Origin of the sequence: Flavobacterium amniphilum (genome assembly GCF_023634845.1) — a bacterium.
Classification (GTDB): domain Bacteria; phylum Bacteroidota; class Bacteroidia; order Flavobacteriales; family Flavobacteriaceae; genus Flavobacterium; species Flavobacterium amniphilum.
Map to the genome: position 1 here is coordinate 209,213 of NZ_JAMLJL010000005.1, position 20,294 is coordinate 229,506.

Annotated in this window: 25 protein-coding genes and 1 tRNA gene; 15 read left to right on the top strand and 11 right to left on the bottom strand. The window is 34.2% G+C overall.

Annotated features, from left to right (window positions below):
• Positions 1-24: 24 nt before the first annotated feature.
• The 5 genes from NAT51_RS07745 to NAT51_RS07765 all read left to right on the top strand — a co-directional run bounded on the left by NAT51_RS07745 (position 25) and on the right by NAT51_RS07765 (position 3,806).
• Positions 25-789: a hypothetical protein gene (locus NAT51_RS07745; RefSeq protein WP_250597475.1), complete on the top strand. Its 765-nt coding sequence runs from the start codon at positions 25-27 to the stop codon at positions 787-789.
• 34 nt (positions 790-823) lie between these two features.
• Complete coding sequence (locus tag NAT51_RS07750; protein WP_250597477.1) at positions 824-1,345, top strand: superoxide dismutase family protein; 522 nt, start codon at positions 824-826, stop codon at positions 1,343-1,345.
• Between the two features lie 280 nt (positions 1,346-1,625).
• On the top strand, positions 1,626-1,976 hold the full coding sequence (locus NAT51_RS07755; protein ID WP_250597479.1) for a hypothetical protein: 351 nt from the start codon (positions 1,626-1,628) through the stop codon (positions 1,974-1,976).
• Positions 1,969-2,535 (top strand): YdeI/OmpD-associated family protein, encoded by a 567-nt coding sequence (locus tag NAT51_RS07760; protein ID WP_250597481.1) that lies wholly within the window; start codon positions 1,969-1,971, stop codon positions 2,533-2,535. The genes NAT51_RS07755 and NAT51_RS07760 overlap by 8 nt, the downstream gene beginning before the upstream one ends.
• A 65-nt stretch (positions 2,536-2,600) precedes the next feature.
• Positions 2,601-3,806, top strand: coding sequence for an LETM1-related biofilm-associated protein (locus NAT51_RS07765; protein ID WP_250597483.1), 1,206 nt, complete (start codon positions 2,601-2,603; stop codon positions 3,804-3,806).
• Here NAT51_RS07765 and NAT51_RS07770 read toward each other — a convergent pair.
• Complete coding sequence (locus tag NAT51_RS07770; RefSeq protein ID WP_250597485.1) at positions 3,799-4,278, bottom strand: Dps family protein; 480 nt, start codon at positions 4,276-4,278, stop codon at positions 3,799-3,801. The genes NAT51_RS07765 and NAT51_RS07770 overlap by 8 nt on opposite strands.
• A gap of 96 nt (positions 4,279-4,374) precedes the next feature.
• Between NAT51_RS07770 and NAT51_RS07775 the strand changes: the two genes are divergently transcribed.
• The gene (locus tag NAT51_RS07775; protein ID WP_250597487.1) at positions 4,375-5,316 is read left to right on the top strand and encodes a LysR substrate-binding domain-containing protein; all 942 of its coding nucleotides are present in this window, start codon (positions 4,375-4,377) and stop codon (positions 5,314-5,316) included.
• A gap of 42 nt (positions 5,317-5,358) precedes the next feature.
• Here the strand turns inward: NAT51_RS07775 and NAT51_RS07780 are convergent, their stop codons facing one another.
• The 5 genes from NAT51_RS07780 to NAT51_RS07800 all read right to left on the bottom strand — a co-directional run bounded on the left by NAT51_RS07780 (position 5,359) and on the right by NAT51_RS07800 (position 7,627).
• Positions 5,359-5,556 (bottom strand): hypothetical protein, encoded by a 198-nt coding sequence (locus NAT51_RS07780; RefSeq protein WP_250597489.1) that lies wholly within the window; start codon positions 5,554-5,556, stop codon positions 5,359-5,361.
• A 178-nt stretch (positions 5,557-5,734) separates the two neighbouring features.
• On the bottom strand, positions 5,735-5,932 hold the full coding sequence (locus NAT51_RS07785; protein ID WP_250597491.1) for a hypothetical protein: 198 nt from the start codon (positions 5,930-5,932) through the stop codon (positions 5,735-5,737).
• Positions 5,933-6,009: 77 nt separating this feature from the next.
• The gene (gene mnmD, locus NAT51_RS07790) at positions 6,010-6,675 is read right to left on the bottom strand and encodes a tRNA (5-methylaminomethyl-2-thiouridine)(34)-methyltransferase MnmD (RefSeq protein ID WP_250597498.1); all 666 of its coding nucleotides are present in this window, start codon (positions 6,673-6,675) and stop codon (positions 6,010-6,012) included.
• A gap of 2 nt (positions 6,676-6,677) precedes the next feature.
• On the bottom strand, positions 6,678-7,109 hold the full coding sequence (locus NAT51_RS07795) for a hypothetical protein (RefSeq protein ID WP_250597500.1): 432 nt from the start codon (positions 7,107-7,109) through the stop codon (positions 6,678-6,680).
• On the bottom strand, positions 7,109-7,627 hold the full coding sequence (locus tag NAT51_RS07800; RefSeq protein ID WP_250597502.1) for a DUF4920 domain-containing protein: 519 nt from the start codon (positions 7,625-7,627) through the stop codon (positions 7,109-7,111). Before NAT51_RS07800 ends, NAT51_RS07795 begins: the two co-directional genes overlap by 1 nt.
• A 219-nt stretch (positions 7,628-7,846) precedes the next feature.
• Here NAT51_RS07800 and NAT51_RS07805 point away from each other — a divergent pair, with 219 nt between their 5' ends.
• Positions 7,847-8,914 carry a branched-chain amino acid aminotransferase gene (locus tag NAT51_RS07805; RefSeq protein WP_250597504.1) on the top strand — a complete coding sequence of 356 codons (1,068 nt, stop codon included), beginning with the start codon at positions 7,847-7,849 and terminating at the stop codon, positions 8,912-8,914.
• A 47-nt stretch (positions 8,915-8,961) separates the two neighbouring features.
• On the opposite strand, the gene NAT51_RS07810 is transcribed toward NAT51_RS07805, so the two are convergent.
• Complete coding sequence (locus NAT51_RS07810) at positions 8,962-9,345, bottom strand: nucleoside triphosphate pyrophosphohydrolase family protein (RefSeq protein ID WP_250597506.1); 384 nt, start codon at positions 9,343-9,345, stop codon at positions 8,962-8,964.
• Positions 9,346-9,668: 323 nt separating this feature from the next.
• Here NAT51_RS07810 and NAT51_RS07820 point away from each other — a divergent pair, with 323 nt between their 5' ends.
• Positions 9,669-10,724, top strand: coding sequence for an AraC family transcriptional regulator (locus tag NAT51_RS07820; protein ID WP_250597516.1), 1,056 nt, complete (start codon positions 9,669-9,671; stop codon positions 10,722-10,724).
• 47 nt (positions 10,725-10,771) lie between these two features.
• Here the strand turns inward: NAT51_RS07820 and NAT51_RS07825 are convergent, their stop codons facing one another.
• Genes NAT51_RS07825 through NAT51_RS07835 form a run of 3 tightly spaced genes read right to left on the bottom strand, consistent with a single transcriptional unit; the run spans position 10,772 to position 12,771 of the window.
• Positions 10,772-11,491 (bottom strand): tRNA threonylcarbamoyladenosine dehydratase, encoded by a 720-nt coding sequence (locus NAT51_RS07825; protein WP_250597518.1) that lies wholly within the window; start codon positions 11,489-11,491, stop codon positions 10,772-10,774.
• 51 nt (positions 11,492-11,542) lie between these two features.
• Entirely contained in the window at positions 11,543-12,178 is a 636-nt protein-coding gene (locus NAT51_RS07830; RefSeq protein WP_394799691.1) for a TatD family hydrolase, read from the bottom strand.
• Complete coding sequence (locus tag NAT51_RS07835) at positions 12,178-12,771, bottom strand: DUF1684 domain-containing protein (RefSeq protein WP_250597527.1); 594 nt, start codon at positions 12,769-12,771, stop codon at positions 12,178-12,180. Before NAT51_RS07835 ends, NAT51_RS07830 begins: the two co-directional genes overlap by 1 nt.
• Before the next feature lie 83 nt (positions 12,772-12,854).
• Between NAT51_RS07835 and NAT51_RS07840 the strand changes: the two genes are divergently transcribed.
• The 4 genes from NAT51_RS07840 (at position 12,855) to NAT51_RS07855 (ending at position 16,761) form a co-directional block, all read left to right on the top strand.
• Positions 12,855-14,102, top strand: a complete 1,248-nt coding sequence (locus NAT51_RS07840; RefSeq protein WP_250597529.1) for an MDR family MFS transporter — start codon at positions 12,855-12,857, stop codon at positions 14,100-14,102.
• Between the two features lie 218 nt (positions 14,103-14,320).
• Complete coding sequence (locus NAT51_RS07845) at positions 14,321-14,680, top strand: BlaI/MecI/CopY family transcriptional regulator (RefSeq protein ID WP_250597531.1); 360 nt, start codon at positions 14,321-14,323, stop codon at positions 14,678-14,680.
• On the top strand, positions 14,680-16,554 hold the full coding sequence (locus tag NAT51_RS07850; RefSeq protein ID WP_250597533.1) for a M56 family metallopeptidase: 1,875 nt from the start codon (positions 14,680-14,682) through the stop codon (positions 16,552-16,554). The genes NAT51_RS07845 and NAT51_RS07850 overlap by 1 nt, the downstream gene beginning before the upstream one ends.
• Positions 16,555-16,614: 60 nt before the next feature.
• Positions 16,615-16,761, top strand: coding sequence for an SsrA-binding protein (locus NAT51_RS07855; protein WP_250597534.1), 147 nt, complete (start codon positions 16,615-16,617; stop codon positions 16,759-16,761).
• On the opposite strand, the gene NAT51_RS07860 is transcribed toward NAT51_RS07855, so the two are convergent.
• Positions 16,751-17,263 carry an adenine phosphoribosyltransferase gene (locus tag NAT51_RS07860; protein ID WP_250597536.1) on the bottom strand — a complete coding sequence of 171 codons (513 nt, stop codon included), beginning with the start codon at positions 17,261-17,263 and terminating at the stop codon, positions 16,751-16,753. The two genes, NAT51_RS07855 and NAT51_RS07860, sit on opposite strands and share 11 nt — an antisense overlap.
• A gap of 102 nt (positions 17,264-17,365) precedes the next feature.
• On the opposite strand from NAT51_RS07860, the gene NAT51_RS07865 reads away from it, so the two are divergent.
• The 3 genes from NAT51_RS07865 (at position 17,366) to NAT51_RS07875 (ending at position 20,281) form a co-directional block, all read left to right on the top strand.
• Positions 17,366-17,439: transfer RNA gene (locus NAT51_RS07865), tRNA-Arg, on the top strand.
• 258 nt (positions 17,440-17,697) lie between these two features.
• Positions 17,698-19,926, top strand: coding sequence for a sensor histidine kinase (locus NAT51_RS07870; protein WP_250597538.1), 2,229 nt, complete (start codon positions 17,698-17,700; stop codon positions 19,924-19,926).
• Positions 19,898-20,281, top strand: a complete 384-nt coding sequence (locus NAT51_RS07875) for a response regulator (protein ID WP_250597540.1) — start codon at positions 19,898-19,900, stop codon at positions 20,279-20,281. Before NAT51_RS07870 ends, NAT51_RS07875 begins: the two co-directional genes overlap by 29 nt.
• Positions 20,282-20,294 lie beyond the last annotated feature (13 nt).

Sequence of the window (20,294 nt, forward strand, 5' to 3'; positions counted from 1 at the left end):
TTTACCTTAGCTAATAAAAACCCAATGGCACTAAAAAAAATAATCTTCCTACTTCTATCGTTATCATTATTTACCGCTTGTAAAAACAGAGTTCAAAAGAGTTATGAATTCATAAATGAATACAATGATGCGGCTCCCCTCTTAAAAAGTAACCTTATTTACAGAACAACTGCAAAGATAATCGGTGAAAAAATATTAGAGGAAGTAATCATCGAAATTGATTATGATTTAAATCTGAAAAAAGCAGATTGCGAAACCAATGTTGGAGTGAAAATGCTTCCAAAGACAATTTCCTACGCACTAATACAGGATGAAGCCGGCGATCTAATCAATGAAGGAGCTGTCATCAATTTAACATTCAGATCACTTGATAATTACATTTTAAACAAAATAACACTGGATAAAAAGAAAATGAATCAACTTTTATCCGAAAATCAAACCCATGTCAGTGACGATTATGACTTTAGTTCAGGAAAAAATCCTGAATTGGTAAAAATACTGGCAAATTTAAACAGAAGCCTTCCAATAGAAAATGAAACTGATAAAACTAAATTACTGAAACTAAAATTGGATCGATATAATAACATTATCTGTATTACTGAAGCACCTGAAGATTTTGCACAGGCACTAAAAAATCCAGGAACCATATCCTATTTAAAGGAAACTGTTCAAAGAAGCAATAACGGTAAGATTTTTGAAAATTTAAAAGAATCATACGGAGTTTCAAAAATAATTTACCGTTATCAAAATTCTAAAGGAGAACTTCTGGGTGATATCAGTTTTGATTAACAACTATTAAACTATAAACTAATTTTCTGTCATTATGAAAAAAGTAATAATTCTAGGTTTATCAGTGTTTGCATTGGTAATGGCCTGTAAAACTGCTTCCAGTGGTAAAAACGAATTAATCCTGATGCTACAGCCAAAAAGCGATACACAGGTTTCCGGATCGGCAAGTTTTACTGAAAAAAACGGAGTGGTTACCTTTACGGCCAATATCAAAGGATTGACTCCTGGCGAACACGCTATTCACATACATGAAAAATCTGATTGTTCGGCACCTGATGCATCTTCAGCTGGAGGTCACTGGAATCCGACATTCAAAAAGCATGGTAAATGGGGCTCGGCCGAATATCATAAAGGTGATATCGGTAATTTCACTGCAGATGCACAAGGAGACGGAACCATAACTTTTTCTACTGATGAATGGTGTATTAGTTGTGAAGATGAAACTAAAAATATCATTGGAAAAAGCATCATCGTACACAAAGGAACTGATGACTTTACAACTCAACCAACAGGTAATGCAGGAGGAAGAGTGGCATGTACGGCAATAATCAAATAATTTTATGGTAAATCATTTTTTTAATGGCATAGAATCGTCATTAAATATTCTGACACTATCATTTTTTATAACAATTTTGTTTTTATATGGGAGAAGCACTTCAACCAATAAAAATAAAATTGTTCTTTTTATCATTCCAACTATTATAATTGTTTCAGCATTTCTGATAAAAAGCAATTTAGATAATCTGAATAGTGCTTTTTACAAACATTTCCTTTTCTTTTTACCCATCTTTTCCTCATTACTGATTATATTTTCTTCTTTATGGCTTTTTTTAAAAATGAAGCAAATTGAAAAGCATAACAAAACTTCAGTATTTGCTTTGTTTTCAATTTCAATTGGCCTTCTATATGTAATGCTTGAAAACTATAATTTTGATTCTATAAACTTTGGAGTGGCGTTTGAAAGTATAAAAATAAATGCAACAGACATACTTTTTTACTCAATTGGCTATATCACACCTCTGATAATCTTATTAATCTCTTCTAAAAAAATATTACTTTGGACAGACAAAAAAAAGATGACAGAAATTTGTTTAAAAATCATTCTTATTTTATTGCTCTATAATGCATTAATAAAACTATTGTATTTTTTAATGATCTCTCTAACAAATACAAATCATCATGAGTAAACCCCTTCTCTACTTTAAAAACGCTCTTGAATGGCGTGAATGGCTGCATGAAAACCATTTGGGTCATAATGGTGTCGAATTAATTTTCTACCGTGTCGATTCAGAATTTGAAAGTATGCGGTGGGAAGAAGCCGTACAGGTTGCTTTATGTTATGGTTGGATTGACTCTACTGTAAGGAGATTAGACGATGAACGCAGAAAACAAACTTTTGGACCACGGAAGGATAAAAGCGTTTGGAGTAAACTCAATAAGACCTACATTGAAAAATTATCCGCTGACGGATTAATGCATGAAAGCGGATTAAAAAAAATTGAGATTGCAAAACAAAATGGTTCATGGACTTCTTTGGACGGAGTTGAAAATCATGAAATACCGGAAGATCTGCAAACTGCTTTTGATAAGAATAAAACTGCTTACGAAAATTACCAGAAATTCAGCAATTCCTACAGAAAGAGCTATTTATATTGGCTTAATCAGGCTAAAAGAGAAGAAACACGAAACAACAGAATAACGGAAATTATCAGGCTTTGTGAAGAAAATATTAAATCAAGACAATAATTGTTAATAGCCTTTTGACAATTCAATAACAAAAAAAATATAGATTTGCATTACAATTTCCAGGTATGATTAATCCTTCTGCACATGGTTGGGTAGAGAAGTTTTTCTTCGAACAGAATTCTGATAACAGTGTTGTCATGGATAACAACAGATTATTCTATGAACTTACACGTGAAACGGGATTTTTATTTGGCTATACCACTCATTTTGTTACAGAATTCCCTATTGATACCAAAAGTTGGACAACTTCGGAGTTTTCAAAAATTGCCTTGCTCAACACGCTTTTTGGTATTTATCAACTATCCGAAAAAAACCGGAATACAGATGAATTTATCTCGAAGTGTGTCGCTTTTTACGAAGAATTACATCCTAAAAAAACAGGTTTACTGGAAGTTATATTACCAACAGATTCTCTTCCGAGTAAACTTGAAAAAATTATTGGCTCACGTATTCTGACCAATAACAATATCATCAGTAAAAATTTTTCGCACATCCTTACAAATGCACTTTTATTTATTGATGTATTGGCTTTTCAAAAATATTTGGAAACAGAAGATATTTCGACCAAATATTTTAAAAAAGCGGAAGAAATTATTGTAAACGTGGTCGCTTTGGCATTAAAAACCAAAGAAAGTAAATCAAAATACGATGATTTATTATTGAAATTATTTGAATCTTCTGTCCGTTATTCAAAATTTAACCAATCAGGAAATAAATCATCGTTAGATGAATTTAATTTTTCCTATTTAAAAAATGATTACGAGAAATTTTACCTGATCGATATTGCCGGAATGGCAATGTGGAATGACGGAAAAATGGAAAATATTGAAGAACATTTTTTAAATGAACTGGCAGAAAAACTAAATGTTTCAAAAGACTTCGCACACAAAAGTGTTGTTGATATGGATGTTTTTCTCAGCAAAAACAAAAAAAACATATCTTATTTTAACTATTCAAACCCAGTAAAGCATTTCTACGATCAGACGACCCAAAATGTCCAATCCTTAATAACGCGCAACAAAGGGAGATTACTGACCGAAATATCCCAAAGCAGGGAGTTAATGTTGCTCCTTACCCAATCCACCCACAGGGAATTAAATCAGGAAGAAAAAAGGAAAGTAAAAAACCAGTTATTGGATATTTGCAAAACCATTCCTTCACTGACTATATTTTTAGTACCGGGAGGAAGTTTACTACTTCCTATTCTGGTTAAATTCATTCCCCGTTTATTGCCTTCAGCTTTCAATGAAAATCTGGATAAAACTAAATAGTTTCTCCCAGCCAGGCTTTCATCATCCAAATTGTTTTTTCCTGCTCAACAATAAAATCACTCACCATAGCATTTGTTCCTTCATCATCAATTTCACCTGATTGTCTTAAAATTGTTCTTTCAATTTTCAACAACTCAACCAGTGAATTCACAACTAAAGTTATTGCCATTTCATCAACTGAAATATCTTTTCCGACATTTATTTTAGCATTTTTAATATAGTCTTCAAAAGTATGTAACGGAGTACCACCAAGCGTTAAAATCCGCTCTGCAATTAAATCGATTTTAAGTTGGGCATCTGTATATAATTCTTCAAACTTCAGATGAAGATCAAAAAAACGTTTTCCCCTGATATTCCAGTGTAACCCTCGCAAATTTTGGTAGTAAACCTGGAAATTCGCTAAAAGTATATTCAAATCTTTAATCAGTACCTGAATTTCTTCCTGAGGTAATCCTAGACTGTTTGTTTTCATAATCTGTTATTTTTAAGCCAAAATTAGTGGAATCTCAAACAGAAGTAGTATAAATTAAATTGATAGTTTTTATATTTGTATCAAAATTTATTATTAATGACCATTACGCAATTACAATATGTCCTGGCTGTAGCCGAGTATAAAAATTTTACATTGGCAGCCGAAAAATGCTTTGTGACACAACCAACGCTCAGTATGCAAATCCAAAAGGTTGAGGAAGAACTGGATATCATCATCTTCGACAGAAGCAAAAAACCAATACAATTGACTGAAGTTGGACAGAAGATTGTTGCCCAAGCTAAAAATATCGTTAATGAAGCCGACAGAATTCAGGATATTGTCGATCAGCAGAAAGGTTTCATAGGTGGAGAATTCAGATTAGGAATTATACCAACAGTGATGCCGACTTTATTACCAATGTTCCTGAATAATTTCATCAAAAAATATCCGAAAGTAAAACTGATCATTGAAGAATTAAATACTTCTGAAATTGTAACCAAATTAAAAAATGGGCATTTGGATGCTGCCATTGCTGCTACACCATTGGAAGAAGAAAAAATAAAAGAAGTCGTTTTGTATTATGAACCGTTTATGGTTTATGTACCACAGGAGCATCCGAAGTACAGCAAAAAAGAATTAGAAGTATCTGATTTGAATGTGGAAGAGATTTTGTTATTACAGGACGGACATTGTTTCAGGGACGGAATTTTGAATTTATGCAAAAACAATTCGGTTAATGCCGAAAGTAAATTCCAGATTGAAAGCGGAAGTTTTGAAACCTTGATTAAATTGGCCGATGAAGGTTTGGGAATTACACTTCTACCCTATTTACACACATTGGATTTAAAGGAAAATGACAAACAAAAACTGAAACATTTCACAGAACCGAAACCGGCAAGGGAAATCAGTTTAATTTTTCCTAAGAACGAATTGAAGATTCACATCATCGAAGCTTTACGGACAACCATTTCAGGCGTTTTGCGTGGCGCTATAGCTTTTCAAAACGTAGAAATCATCAGTCCATTACAAAAGAAATAAAAAAGGAGCTTAAAAGCTCCTAATCAAGTTCATGTTTTTGGGTTAGACATCAACAATATGTATATATTGTCTCAGCTCTGGTTTTTCACTTGTGAAATACAACAGCCAATTTTTTAGATGTTCTAGTTCATAAGGAAGTAAATTTCTAACAGCCTTTTTCAATTCCTTTGCAAAAAGTTTTAAATCAAAGCTAACTTTTTCAAGTACGTTTTTGGTGTAATCGTAAATCATTCGAGGCATAACTACAATTTTATTAATGAAACACTTGATGAAGAACTCTTAGTAAAAGTAGTTAAAAACATCGATAAAACGCAAATAAAATCGATAAAATGCAAATAATCGTAAATTATCTAGAAAATACCCTACAGATTTAACATGAAGTACCATAAAAAAAGGAGCTATAAAAGCTCCTTTTTAATTATACATTCAGGTAAATTTCACATTTTCTGAGTTCTGGTTTTTCTTTTGTAAAATCAAAAAACCAGATCCTTAATTCTTCAACTTCGTAAGGTAGTAATTGTTTAACGGCTTTTACAAGCTCTTTACCAAACAAAGCTGGATCAAAACTGACTCTCTCCAGAATCGATTTTGCATAGGCAACCATTTGTCTTGACATAATAATAATTTGCGGTATTGTACATTCAAATATAGTAAAAACTTACAACTAAAACGTTATAAATTTGTGAAAATTGCTCACACCGATTTAAATCCAACCATCATTTCACGCTTACCGGGCGGGCCAGGCATTTTTTTAACCTGAAAGCCAACTTCCAATAAAGAACGCTTAACAACGCCTCTGGCTGCATAAGTCACTAAAATTCCTTTTTCTTTTAAAGCCATATACATTTTTCCAAAAATTTCAGTGCTCCAGAGTTCAGGTTGGACCTGATAACCGAACGCGTCAAAGAAAACAATATCAAATTGATTTACGAAATCTATCTCTTGAAATAATTGTTGCTTTTTGGTTAAGAAAAAATCAGGGGAAATTTCATTTCGTTCTTCCCAGGAACATTGATGCATCAGTTTAAATACATTTTCATATTGGGATGCATCCAAAGTCTCCACATAATTCATTGCAAAAGCCTCATCTTCTTTAACAGGATAAGCTTCAACCCCAACATAATCAATTGAATAATTATTTTTTTGGGATTCCAGATACGTAACAAAAGCATTCAACCCTGTGCCGAAGCCAATTTCCAAAACAGAAACAGACTTTCCCTCAAGAAGGTAAAGTCCGTTAGATATAAATACATGTTGGGCTTCCTGAACCGCACCATTTTTAGAATGGTAACATTCATCCCAGTTAACTAACTGAATGGTTGTTGAACCATCCAGAGTGGTAATAATCTTTCTTTCCAATATTATTTAATATATAGCTTTTTAATGCGTACAATTGGACCGCCACATTTAACCTCGTGGCATTTTACGCATTCACCTATGCTTGCATTAAAATGTTCTTTCGCGTTTTGCGGATCTTCATAAATAAGTTCCTGTGACTTGATAAAAGATGCCGCATGTTCTTTAAAGAAAGTATCATTTTCCTGCTTATCAGTCATTACAGCTTCATGAATATTCAAAAAATGCTGGGGAAATTTACCAATAGTGTCACCGTCAACTATGCGTTGCTTTAACCGTTCATTATCCACATACATTTGCTCCATCAGCATTGCCATTTCAGACATTTCGTACATCTCAAACTTCTTTTCCTCTTTTTTTGGTAATTCACACTGTTTCTTTTTCTTTTCACATGAGAAAAGTAATAATGAACTGATTAAGAAAATAAAAAGACGCATTATGATTTTTTAATTAAAACACCTGTTGCCTGAAATGCATACGTCACTTTAGGTTTGGTGATTTTATTGATTTCATCCTGGGATTTTTTGGCATCTTTGGCATAGTGACGTAATTCATCCACAGAAACGACATCAATATAGGCCTTCCCGCTTACAATTGCTTCACTTCCGTCAGCATTTAAAGGAACAAAAAAGCCATAATCTTTAAATCGCACAAATGAATTCAAATTGTCTGATAGATCCATATTCATCCAGCAACCTTTCTTTTTACACACTTCTTTGATTACCGATTTAAACTTAACTGTGATGGTATCTCCTTTTTTAAGAGATTTATATTTTTTCAACATGGCTTTTTCAGTCAACACATTTGAAGCGGTGAATTTTTCCCCAAAAACAGCATAATCATTTGTATTGACCATACCTTTTGCAGCTTTCTCTTTTTTAGCAGTAGTTTGTGCGTTTGCAGCAACACCTGTAAATAGCACAGCCATTAAAGCAAATAGTTTTATTTTTTTCATTTTATTTAAGAAGTTTTTTGTTTACTAATGCAAATCTAGGAGAAATCAGCGAAAAGCTATACATACTTTAAAACTTTTCTAAAAAAAATAACATATTGTTAATCCATTTTTTAAAAATTTGATATTATCAAAAAAATAACCCAAACAAATTCGATTCTTGGTCTTTATTTAACAATATGAGCTGTTTTTTCATAAATTAGCAAAAAAATAATTACAACAATGGGCTTAGATATTCAAAGTGATATTGATTTTACAAAAGTTAACTCCTCTAAAATCAATCAGGTAGATTTTGAAAACTTAACATTTGGAAATGTTTTTACCGACTATATGTTGGTTTGTGATTTCAGGAATGGAGCTTGGGAAAAACCTTCTATAAAACCATATGAGCCATTCACTTTAGATCCATCAGCTAAAGTTTTTCACTATGGCCAGGCCATTTTTGAAGGAATGAAAGCTTACAAAGATGAAAACGACGGTATCTGGTTATTCAGACCTGAAGAAAACCATCAACGCTTTAATAAATCAGCCGTTCGTTTGTGTATGCCTGAAATCCCTGAAAACATATTTGTTGACGGATTAAAGGAACTAATCAAAATTGAAAAAGACTGGGTTAAAAAAGGAAAAGGTAACTCATTATATATAAGACCATTCATGATTGCAATCGGTAGTGGTGTAATTGCACAACCGTCAACGCAATACCGTTTCTGTATTATTTTATCGCCTGCAAGAGCCTATTACTCAGGCGAAGTAAAAGTTCTTATTGCCGATTATTACAGCCGTGCTGCTAATGGTGGAATTGGAGCGGCTAAAGCAGCCGGAAATTATTCAGGTCAGTTTTATCCGACGCAATTAGCTCATAATGCTGGTTTTCAGCAGGTAATATGGACTGATGACGCCACACATACTAAATTAGAAGAATGCGGTACCATGAACGTTTTCTTCAGAATTAATAATACTTTATACACAGCTCCAACGAGTGACAGAATCCTTGATGGTGTTACCCGTAAAAGCTTAATTGATTTGGCAAAAAGAGAAGGAATCAATGTTGAAGTACGCCCTGTATTGGTTTCTGAATTAGTGGAAGCCGCAAAAGACGGAAGCCTTAAAGAAATTTTCGGAGCGGGTACTGCAGCTGTCGTAAACCCGATTGTTGGATTCCAACATGCTGATACCTACTATGAACTACCAAAATTAGAAAATTCATTTGCCTTAACTTTAAAAGAAAAAATGACTAACATCCAATACAAAATTGATGAAGATACTTTTGGCTGGACAGTTTCAGTTTAAATCATATAAAATTTCAATAAAAAAGCGGTTTATCTAAACCGCTTTTTTTATTTTAATATTTCCTCAAAATTAGGTTTGAAGTAATTCGGACCTTTCAACACCTTCCCGTCTTCCCTGTAAATTGGTTTACCGTCTTCACCAAGTTTACTCATATTACTGCGTTGGATTTCGTCAAAAACTTCTTCGATTTTGTGTTGCAATCCGTGCTCGAGAATTGTTCCGCATAATATATAAAGCATATCACCTAAAGCATCTGCAATTTCAACAATGTCATTATTTTGTGCAGCTTCCAAGTATTCCTCATTTTCTTCTTTCATCAAATTGAAACGAAGCAAATTCTTATTCTCTCCTAAATCCCCCGAAGGAGCATTTTTTATCCCTAACCCGAAAGCGCTGTGAAATTCATGTACAGCCTGTATTTGTTTTTGCATTTTTTTAGTGATTTATTCGCCTGCAAAATAGTATATTGATTTTACAATTACTTATTTTTGTCAAAAAAAATATGTTCAGTAAAGGTCAACTATTGTTTGCATTAATTTTTGCCGTTAGTTTCATTGCCGTTATGGTTTTTTCATACAGAAAAGATTTAAAACTCCACAAACAATATTACAAAGGAAGCATTTGGATACTACTTGCATTTTTACTTTTTATCGGATTACTCTTTGTAATCAAAACGCTATTAAAAGATTGATGTAAAAAGAGAATGTTTTAACATTTTTTTTCTAAATTTACGCGACTCACTTTACCCGGATCTATGAAGATTGCTAAATACATTTTCTTATTAATCCTCCTTACAATAGGAACGGTTTCTGTTTTTGTTGCCACTAAGGACGGAAGCTATACAATTGAAAGAAAAAAGATTATTGATGTTCCCAAAAGCATCGTCTACAAATATGTAACCGACAAACAAAACTGGGATTCCATTAATCCCTGGAAAGATGAAATCTGGAAAATCAACAAAATTGAAAATCCGGATGAAGAAACTCTGATTCATAACATTACCATTAATGAAATTGTTAATGATTTGAAGCTTACTATAAAAGATACTTTAAACAAAAAAACTGTTTTAAGCTGGAAAACCGAGGGAAGTTTGTCTTTCAGGGACAAATTCCTAAGCATCATCGGAAGAGGTGTCAGCAATGATTTTGCCGATAAGTTTGATGAAGGACTGAATTCCATCAACCATACACTTACAAGGGAAATCAATACTTATACTATTAAGTTGGACGGATTTATAAAACGCGATACCATTTTCTATATCCAGAAAGTAATGTCTGCAAAAGCCGAAGAAATTCCGCAAAAAATAAAATTTTATCTACCTAAATTAAAAGAGCTTATTATAACAACTAACACTCCAACAAAGGGAGCTCCTTTTATTGTTTACCATCAAAAAGACACCGTAAACAATTTATATAAATTTTCATTGGCCATTCCAACAGCGAAAAAAGTGTATACATCCACCGACAGTGAATTTTACACAGGTCAAATCAACCCGTCCAGTACTGTAAAAGCTACTTTAACCGGAAATTACAATCATAAAAAAGAAGCATTATCCAAAATCCGTGAATTCATGGTAAAAAACAATTTGGAACAAAGCGACAATTTCAAGGAAATTGAAGTCATCTCCAAAAACATCACAACCGATAAATCAGCATCTAAATGGATAACTGAAATTTTTGTACCAGTGAGACCGATAAAAAAAGAAGCTCCGGTAGAAAAAGCCAAAAGTGTTAATCAGGATTCGATAACAGAAGCGATTGTGAAAGACATTCTTAATGCTGACAAAAACAGAAAAAACAAACCACAATAAATAAAAAAGCCGGTAAAAAATACCGGCTTTTTTATTTATATTCTTCACTATTGTTTTTTCAATAAATCCCTTACCACTTTCTCTGCTGCATGCAAGCCGAACAAAGCGGGCATCCAACTGTTGGTTCCGTAAAAAGATTTCTTGAAGTTTGAACCATCAGTCATTTTAACACTGTCGTAATCCGGTCTCTCGTGCGAGTAAACCACTTTAACACCACTTGAAATACCTTCAGTTTTTAATCGCTTACGTACTTGCTTAGCCAATGGGCAATAATCTGTTTTTGAAATATCCTTCACACATACTTTCCCGGCTTCAAACTTCCCTCCTGCTCCCATATTACTGATAATTTTTACCTTCTTACGTTTAGCTGCTATAATCAGGTTCAGTTTAGGCGTGATACTGTCAATGCAGTCCATCACATAATCGTATTCTTCAGTAACCAATTCAAAAGCTCTTTCCGGTGAAAGAAATTCCTGAACAATTGTTAATACCAATTCGGGATTGATATCCATCAAACGTGCTCCCATCAATTCTACTTTTGGCATTCCAACCGTTGAATGCAAAGCCGGTAACTGTCTGTTAATATTTGTGATATCCACCACATCTCCATCCACAATGGTAATTTTACCCACTCCGGCACGGGCAACAAATTCGGCAGCAAAAGAACCAACACCACCCATACCAACTATCAATACATTGGAATTTTTTAACTTTTCTAATCCTTCTTTTTTAAATAATAACTCTGCTCTTTCTTGCCACACTGCCATTTTTACGATCTTTATTTTATTATACCTAATTATTTCTTTTTAATCTATTCTCTAAATCTGAAACACTTTTTTGAAATTATTTTCAACCTGCTGTTCCACTTCTATATTTTTAATCAATGAAGCTTTATTATAAACTTCTTGAATTGTCTCTTCTATAGTGTCTGTTTCCATAAAAAAACGGTCATTCGGTACTTTCTCAAAAACCGAAGCCAATTCAAGATTACGGAGCAGGTATTTACCAAAAGACAAATAAAATCCGTTATCCAGCAATGATTTTGCCACTTGAAAATTTTTAGAAAAACCATGAATAATCATTGGCTCTTCTATTTTCAATTTCTTTTTTATTTCGATAACTTCCTGATATGCTGAAACGCAGTGCAAAATTACAGGTTTTTTATATTTCTGTGCAAATACTAATTGTTTTTCAAAAACTGAAACCTGAAAATCCAAAGGAGTATCGATCCGTTTATCCAAACCACACTCGCCAAGAGCCATACAATTTGGCAATTGTAACTTTTCTTCAACAATTTTCAAATGTCTGTCCAAATTTTCCGGATCAATATACCAGGGATGGATTCCAATCGAAAAAAAATGTGCTTTTGGGTCAAAATCATAAGGATACTGATTTACAATTTCAAAAACATTTTCAGTTTCGGAAGCCTTGTGTGTATGAAGATTATACAACATCAATCGTGGAATTTTTTAACTCCGGCATTTATTTCAATATCCAAATCATTTTCCATAGGAACAATCGGACAGGAATACTTATAGTTATAAGCACAGTAAGGATTATAAGCTTTATTGAAATCAATAATCACTTCATTACCAACAGGAATGCGCATATCGAGATATCGCCCGCCTATGTAACTTTCTTTTCCGTTTGTCAAATCACTGAAGGGTAAGAAAAGATAATCTTCATATCCGGGTTTTTTCATTAAGTCTAAATTTTGGTATACCAACAATTTTAAATTTTTCTTACCTATCTGAAACTTCAATTCTCCGTAAATCCGGTATTTAGGTTTTCTCTCCGTAGTGGTTTTCATTTCGAAAGTTTTACCTTCGATTCGGGTAAAAACAGCCTTTATTTTATAACTTTCATCAATCGAAAAAAAATCAAGCGACTTAAAATGTGCTAAATCTTCCTTCATTAACGGACTTGAAGTACTGTCTGCAAATTCCTTATTCAGATTTTGCTGGTAATCATATGCAGATTCCAATTTTTCCTGCCCGAAAACAACATTAAACGTAAAAAAAAGCAGTAAAAAATATATTCTTTTCATTGTCGTATTTTTCACAAAATTAGGTTAAACAATTTTCACTTCAAAGCAGTATTTCACTAACTTTGAGACTCATAATTTATACAATGCTTCTTATAAACGCCTTCCTTCGCTACATTAATAACTTCAAGGGATTTTCAAAAGAAATTTGGATACTGACATTAATGACATTCATCAACCGTGCCGGTACGATGGTTTTACCCTTTTTATCCAAATATTTAAATGAAGACCTGCACTTTGATTTAGATAAAGTGGGTTGGGTTTTGTTTTTCTTTGGTGTCGGATCAATGATAGGCTCCTGGCTGGGAGGCAAATTATCCGATAAGATTGGGTTTTACAAAATCATGATCTTCAGTTTACTTACAAGTGGTATTTCTTTTTTTATTTTACAGTATATAACCAGTTTCGTCGGATTATGTATAGGCATATTTTTGATTATGGTTGTCGCTGATATGTTCAGACCGGCCATGTTTGTTTCACTTGGCGCCTATGCAAAAAAAGAAAACAGAACAAGAGCGCTAACTTTAGTCCGCCTGGCAATCAACCTTGGTTTCGCGGCTGGTCCTGCCATGGGAGGTTTAATTATTATGAATATTGGTTATAAAGGGCTATTCTGGGTTGATGGTGCTACCTGTATTTTAGCCATATTGATTTTCTGGTGTTTTGTAAAAGAAAAGAAGCATTCAAAATTTACTGACAAAGAACATCCGGGAGAAGTTTTAACCCATTCCGTTTTCAAAGATAAAGCCTTTATGGTATTTCTGGCGAGTTGTTGTATCACGGGAATTTTATTCTTCCAGTTATTTACAACACTTCCACTCTATCATAAAGCACAGTTTAATCTAACCGAATTCCAGACAGGTTTATTAATGATGATGAACGGATTATTGATATTCTTTTTAGAAATGCCATTAGTGAGTTATGTTGAAAGAAAGCAGTTCAATAAAGTAAATGTGGTAACATTGGGGGCTATTTGCATGACGGCCAGTTTATTTTTATTACTTATCAATCAATGGGTCGGAATACTAATTATCATGATGCTTTTTATGACATTCGGTGAGATGTTTGCCTTCCCTTTTTCAAATTCATTTGCCATGAGCCGGGCTCCGAAAGGACATGAAGGCAGATACATGGCCATATTCACCATGAGCTACAGTTTGGCACATATTCTTAGCGGTAAAGTTGGTTTAGAGATTATTCATTACTTTAAAAACTACCAAGCCAATTGGATTTTTATGGGAACTTTAGGCGTGTTAGGCACATTCCTGGCATTATGGACCTTAAAAATCACCCGGTCAGAAAGTGATTTGGGCGAAATAAAAGCTAAAATATAAATTTGGGTATATTTATTTCTGTACTAAAATTTACTCTTAAAATTTTCATAATTAAATTCCTGTCTCGGCAGGAATTTTTAATTTTAGCATGAACTCTCTGTAAAACAGAATCATACTTCCAAAAACTTTTTATCAAACTTAAAATTTAGTTAAATAACTATAAAAATAGTTGCGTAACTAAATTTATAGTTATAAGTTTGTTTTAACAAAATCAGATTATGCAAAAGTTAACCAATAAAGAAGAAGAGATCATGCACATTTTATGGAAACTTAAAAAAGCTTTCGTAAAAGAAGTTATGGCAGAGATCACAGAAGAGACTCCTCATTACAATACTTTATCTACCATCATCAGAAATCTGGAAGATAAAGGATATGTGGCTCACAACGCCTTTGGAAACACCCATCAGTATTATCCGGTGGTTAGCATGGAAGAGTACCGCAAACGGTTTATGAAAACGGCAATTGAAAATTATTTCAACAGTTCGTACAAAAATTTAGTTTCATTCTTCGCTGAAGAACAAAAAATTTCGGCTGAGGAATTACGTGAGATTTTGGATATAATCGAACAGAAAAAATAATGGAAGCCTTTTTCATTTATCTAGTCAAAGCAAGTGCACTCATAGCAGTATACTTCTTAGCATATCATTTATTACTGCGGAAAGAAACATTCTTTACAACAAACCGTTGGTTTTTATTGGCCGGATTAACCACCTCTGCAGTATTACCATTGTATTTTATTACAAAGACCGTTATAGTAGAACGTCCAAAAGTAGCAATGGAAGATCTGATTGCGTATTCACAGATGAGCTCAATGACAGCTCCTCCGGAAGAAAGTCTGACAATGGATTGGATTCAGATTGGACTTCTGGCTTATGCACTGATTTCCTTGCTATATTTTGGAAAAATTTTAGCTAACCTTGCTTCACTTTTCAAATTGCTTTACAAAAAAGAAATTGTAAAGAAAGAACAATTCAGTTTAGTGGATTTAGATGATAATATTGCACCATTTTCATTCTTTAACTATATCGTTTTCAATTCCAATCATTATACAAAGGAAGAGTTACAAAGCATTTTACTGCATGAAAAAGTACACAGTCAGGAAAAGCATTCCATAGATGTTATGATTGCCAAGATTTTCTGTATCCTTTTTTGGTTCAACCCATTCATGTGGTTATACAAAAAAGCTATCATCCAAAATTTAGAATACATCGCTGATCAGAAAGCCAGTCAGCAAATCGAAGATAAAAAAGTGTACCAGAAAGCACTTTTAAAAGTAGTCACTCATCAAAACTGCTTGTCAATTACTAATCATTTTTACCAATCATTAATTAAAAAACGAATCGTTATGTTAAACAAAAATCAATCACGAAAAAGAAATTCCTGGAAGTATGCCTTGATTATTCCAGCCTTGGTAGCATTTATCATGCTGTTCCAAATCCGGGTTGTGGCTCAGGAAAAAGAAATCATTAAAAAGTCACAAGGCGGCATCTACATCACTACCAATAAAAATTCAAGTGATGAAGAAATGAAAAGCGATGCCAAAACTGCCAAAGAAAAATTTGGTGTTACTTTAAAGTATTCAAAAGTGAAACGTAATAAAAAAGGAGAAATTACCGGAATCAAAATTGAGTACAAAGATAAAGACGGCCAACAGGGAATGGCCCAATTTAACAGTGATGAACCTATCCAACCTATTTATTTCCATAAAACAGGTGAAAAAATCGGATTTGGAAGACCTAACGAAATTCAGGTTTTCAAAGACAAGAAAAAGAAACACATCAATACAATCATTGCCGGCAACGAAGACGAAGACTCAAATTTTGATTTCGATTTTGATTTTGATTTCCCTGACATGAAGGATATGATTGTTGATATTGATATTCCGGATGCTCCGGACGGACTTGATGTTCCTGAAGTACCAAACGGAAAAGATGTTCCGGGTGTACCAAAATCTTTCAAAAGAAAAATCGTCATCAAAAAAGACGGCGAAAATGCACAGCCTGAAGTATATATCAATGGAAAAAAAATGGATATTCCTTTAGCTGATCTTGAAAAAATGGACAAAGATTTCAATGGTAAATTTGAATTCAAAGACGGGGAAAACGGTCCTATGATTTTCAAATTCAATGAGGATGAAGTGTTCAAAATGAGCCGTGAAGACATCGAAAGAATCAAAGAAGATGCTATGGAAAATTCCAGAATCCATATGAAAAAAATGAAAGAGCATATGGAAAAAATGCGTCCGCAACTTGAGAGAATGAGAGAGATGAAAGAAGATTTCAAATGGGATTCAAAAAGCGAAGGTGACATGGACAAAGCACGTGAAGAAATGATGAAGGCACGTGAAGAAATGTTAAAAGCCAAAGAAGAGATGATAAAAGCCCGTGAAGAAATGATGAAAGCTAAAAGCGAACAACAAAAGGCCGAGCAAATTAAAACACGTAAAGCTTAATACATAAAAGACTGCCACAAGGCAGTCTTTCTTTTTTATATATATTTGCAAAAAAAAGTTATGTATAAAATTTTAGCAAAACTAAACAAGATAATCTTACCCAGCTTCACAAAACAACAACTGGATCCTGCAAAAGCAAAAAAATGGCAATTGGCAATATTGGGATGGCGCTATTACGTAACAACAAGAGCTTTATCTAGTAAGTAACCGCTGCAAAGATTTCATTTTCTTTGATTTTTTCCCTTCCGTTCAGGAAAGAAAGTTCAATAAGGAAATTACATTGCACAATCTCCCCTCCCAACCTTTCAACCAATTCGCAGACCGCCTTAGCCGTTCCTCCAGTTGCCAGTACGTCATCGTGAATTAGTACTTTATCTCCTTTTTTAATAGCATCCGTATGAATTTCCAGCGTATCCTGACCATATTCCAATTCGTATGTAGCCGAAATGGTCTCATAGGGTAATTTATTAGGTTTGCGTACCGGAATAAAACCGGCATCCAGTTTTTGGGCCAATAACGTCCCAAAGAAAAACCCTCTAGACTCGACTCCAACCACCTTGTCAATTTGCTTATCTTTTAAAGTTGACAACAGGGTTTCGGTCATTTTTTCCCGGGCTTCTGCATTTAAAAGCAAAGGAGTGATGTCTTTGAATAAAATTCCTTCTTTTGGAAAGTCCTGTATATCACGGAAATACTGTTCTAAATTCATTTTTATTTAATTTTTTAAAAAATATCCTTTGCAAGTTACACATTTGTTTCTATATTTGCACCCGCTAACAAGGTAATACAGCAATGTATTTCTGAAGCAAACGGCCTCGTGGCGCAACTGAATAGCGCATCTGATTACGGCTCAGAAGGTTACAGGTTTGAATCCTGTCGAGGTCACAAAAGCCCACCAAACGGTGGGCTTTTTAATTTCTCCTAAATTCCTTTCCATCAAATTTTATTTATCTGATTTTTAGCTATATTTGCCAGCTAAACAAATTTAAAGTGAGTCTCGAAAAGAAAATAACAACTCTTATCAGTTGGTTTTTGTCTCGTCCGAAAACTTCGGGATTCATTGTATTTATCTCGTTCCTGTCCATTTTAAGTCTCAGTATTTTTTTCCGTTATCAAATATCCGAAGAGAATCAAAAGCACGAAATGAGCAACATCCTGAATGTTGTCAAAAAAAACCTGGAACAAAGCTTAAAAAACAATTACGCAGCCGTAATTACACTCGCTTTATCAATTAATGATTCCGGGGAACCTAAAAATTTTGAAGAAATAGCCGAAAACTTAGTCAGCAGTTACGACAACATTAATGCCGTACAGTTAGTTCCCGGCGGTGTCATCAAATACACATACCCTTTAAAAGGCAATGAAGCGGCAACCAATTTTGACATACTGCACCACCCGCTTCACCGCAAAGCCGCATTAAAAGCCATTCAGACCAAATCGATGTATTTTTCAGGGCCGGTTGAACTCAAACAGGGCGGACTCGGAGTTGTGGGCCGTCTACCGATTTTCAAAAAAGGGAAATTCTGGGGATTTTCTGCCGTAATCGTAAAATTTGATACGTTTATCAAATCAACCGGTATCAGTTCCTTCAAAAGCGATAAATATTATTTCCAGCTATCCAAAATCAATCCGGTAACGGGTAAAAAAGAATTTTTCCTTGATGATAAATCTGATTTCAGTGATAAAACATTCAAAGTTGTTGATATTCCGGAAGGCGACTGGAAATTATACATTGTCTCCAGAAGCAAATCACATCAGACCGAATTCATCCCACTTTTTACTTTTGCTTTTTTATTAAGTCTTCTTTCAGGCTTATTCGCCAATACTTTATTAAAAAAACCGGCTGAATTACAGCAATTGGTAAACATTCAGACCGAAAAACTGACGCAAAGTGAATTCCTTTTCAAATCGATATTCGAGCATGCCGGCTTGGGAATCATCCATACCAATTCGGCTACCGGGGATTTTATCGACATGAATGATAAATTTTGTGAACTCATCGGCTACAGCCATGAGGAACTCAAAAAAATGAATTTCATGATGATTACCCATCCCGATGATCTGGAAGGTGATCTTGAAAACATGAACAAACTCCGCAACGGTGAAATTGATCAGTTCTCGATGGAGAAAAGATACTTCCACAAAAGCGGAAAAATAATCTGGGCACGCATTACCATTTCTCCTTTATGGGAACAAAATAAAAATTCAAACAGTCACATTGCCATTATTGAAGATATTTCGAAAAGGAAAGAAACCGAAAAGGAAATACTGGAATCCAAACAGAAAATCAACGATATTATCGACAGTATTGACGGTGTCGTTTGGGAAGGAAATTCAAATGATCCCGGCGTAAGCTTTGTAAGTAAAAAATCGATGGATATTTTAGGGTACACCCCTGAAGAATGGATTGCCGATGAAATGTTCTGGCGTAAAATCATCCATCCGGAAGACCGTGACTGGGTTATTGACTACAGCAATCAGTGCGCGCGTGACAAAACGCCTTTCGATTTTGAATACAGAATGATCCACAAAAACGGAAACACCGTTTGGGTACGTGACATTGTGAGTGTTTACCACGAAGAAAAAACCACCACAAGATTCCGTGGTATCTTAATTGACATTACCCGTTCAAAACAATTTGAAATCGACCTGAACAATTCGTTAAAGCTCGTTACCGAACAAAACAAACGACTCCTGAATTTTTCACACATCGTATCGCACAACCTGCGTTCACACACCAGCAACATTGAATCTTTGATTAATCTTATCGAAACCAGTGACGATGAAGACGAACGTAATGAAATGATGGGACTGTTGAAATCGGTTTCAGAGACTTTGAGCCAGACTATGGATAACCTGAATGACGTTGTATCCATCCAGACCAATATTGATCAGGTAGTCGAACATCTCAACCTGAATCATTATATCAATAAAACACTCGAGGTATTACACAACCAGATCAGTAAAACGGAGGCAATCATTATAAATTCTATCCCTGACAGTTCTATGGTGTATTTCAATCCGGCCTATCTGGAAAGTGTATTGCTTAATTTCATTTCAAATTCCATCCGTTATAAACATCCGAACAGAAAACCTGAAATTAAATTGCATTCGTATACTGAAAACAATTATCTTGTGCTGGAAATTTCTGACAATGGCATCGGTATCGATTTGAAGCGAAACGGAAAAAAATTATTCGGTTTGTACAAAACGTTTACCAGTAATATCGAATCACGCGGAATTGGGCTTTTCATTACCAAAAACCAAGTGGATGCCATGAAAGGTAAAATTGAAGTTGAGAGCAAACTAAACGAAGGAACAACATTCAAAATTTATTTTAATAATGCGGCAAAAGAGGATATACATCATTGATGATGACCCTATTTACAAATTGGTGACCAATAAACTCATTAAAAAGATCGAACTTTTTAGTGAAACTAAGGAATTTGCCAATGGAAGCGAAGCATTAAATTATTTTGAATCTACCACCGATTTCCCCGATATCCTCCTGCTCGATCTGGAAATGCCCGAAATGGACGGCTGGGAATTCCTGGATGAGTTTTGCCAACTCAAGAAAGACATGAACAAATGCAGTACCATTTACATTGCCAGTTCCTCCATTGCTTCAGAAGATAAGATCAAAGCAAAAAAATACAAATGCGTCAAAGACTTTTTGAGCAAACCCATTAATTTAGATAAATTAGAAAAGATAGCCGCACAGGATTAGTGTATATTTGCAT

Coding starts and splice junctions, on each gene's coding strand:
- NAT51_RS07860 (WP_250597536.1), bottom strand. CDS start 17,263: ATGAATTTAGAACAGTATTTCCGTGATATACAGGACTTTCCAAAAGAA.
- NAT51_RS07745 (WP_250597475.1), top strand. CDS start 25: ATGGCACTAAAAAAAATAATCTTCCTACTTCTATCGTTATCATTATTT.
- NAT51_RS07765 (WP_250597483.1), top strand. CDS start 2,601: ATGATTAATCCTTCTGCACATGGTTGGGTAGAGAAGTTTTTCTTCGAA.
- NAT51_RS07845 (WP_250597531.1), top strand. CDS start 14,321: ATGCAAAAGTTAACCAATAAAGAAGAAGAGATCATGCACATTTTATGG.
- NAT51_RS07775 (WP_250597487.1), top strand. CDS start 4,375: ATGACCATTACGCAATTACAATATGTCCTGGCTGTAGCCGAGTATAAA.
- NAT51_RS07875 (WP_250597540.1), top strand. CDS start 19,898: ATGCGGCAAAAGAGGATATACATCATTGATGATGACCCTATTTACAAA.
- NAT51_RS07805 (WP_250597504.1), top strand. CDS start 7,847: ATGGGCTTAGATATTCAAAGTGATATTGATTTTACAAAAGTTAACTCC.
- NAT51_RS07850 (WP_250597533.1), top strand. CDS start 14,680: ATGGAAGCCTTTTTCATTTATCTAGTCAAAGCAAGTGCACTCATAGCA.
- NAT51_RS07830 (WP_394799691.1), bottom strand. CDS start 12,178: ATGTTGTATAATCTTCATACACACAAGGCTTCCGAAACTGAAAATGTT.
- NAT51_RS07870 (WP_250597538.1), top strand. CDS start 17,698: ATGAGCAACATCCTGAATGTTGTCAAAAAAAACCTGGAACAAAGCTTA.
- NAT51_RS07810 (WP_250597506.1), bottom strand. CDS start 9,345: ATGCAAAAACAAATACAGGCTGTACATGAATTTCACAGCGCTTTCGGG.
- NAT51_RS07785 (WP_250597491.1), bottom strand. CDS start 5,932: ATGTCAAGACAAATGGTTGCCTATGCAAAATCGATTCTGGAGAGAGTC.
- NAT51_RS07835 (WP_250597527.1), bottom strand. CDS start 12,771: ATGAAAAGAATATATTTTTTACTGCTTTTTTTTACGTTTAATGTTGTT.
- NAT51_RS07825 (WP_250597518.1), bottom strand. CDS start 11,491: ATGGCAGTGTGGCAAGAAAGAGCAGAGTTATTATTTAAAAAAGAAGGA.
- NAT51_RS07770 (WP_250597485.1), bottom strand. CDS start 4,278: ATGAAAACAAACAGTCTAGGATTACCTCAGGAAGAAATTCAGGTACTG.
- NAT51_RS07760 (WP_250597481.1), top strand. CDS start 1,969: ATGAGTAAACCCCTTCTCTACTTTAAAAACGCTCTTGAATGGCGTGAA.
- NAT51_RS07840 (WP_250597529.1), top strand. CDS start 12,855: ATGCTTCTTATAAACGCCTTCCTTCGCTACATTAATAACTTCAAGGGA.
- NAT51_RS07780 (WP_250597489.1), bottom strand. CDS start 5,556: ATGCCTCGAATGATTTACGATTACACCAAAAACGTACTTGAAAAAGTT.
- NAT51_RS07755 (WP_250597479.1), top strand. CDS start 1,626: ATGAAGCAAATTGAAAAGCATAACAAAACTTCAGTATTTGCTTTGTTT.
- NAT51_RS07800 (WP_250597502.1), bottom strand. CDS start 7,627: ATGAAAAAAATAAAACTATTTGCTTTAATGGCTGTGCTATTTACAGGT.
- NAT51_RS07855 (WP_250597534.1), top strand. CDS start 16,615: ATGTATAAAATTTTAGCAAAACTAAACAAGATAATCTTACCCAGCTTC.
- NAT51_RS07820 (WP_250597516.1), top strand. CDS start 9,669: ATGAAGATTGCTAAATACATTTTCTTATTAATCCTCCTTACAATAGGA.
- NAT51_RS07795 (WP_250597500.1), bottom strand. CDS start 7,109: ATGCGTCTTTTTATTTTCTTAATCAGTTCATTATTACTTTTCTCATGT.
- NAT51_RS07750 (WP_250597477.1), top strand. CDS start 824: ATGAAAAAAGTAATAATTCTAGGTTTATCAGTGTTTGCATTGGTAATG.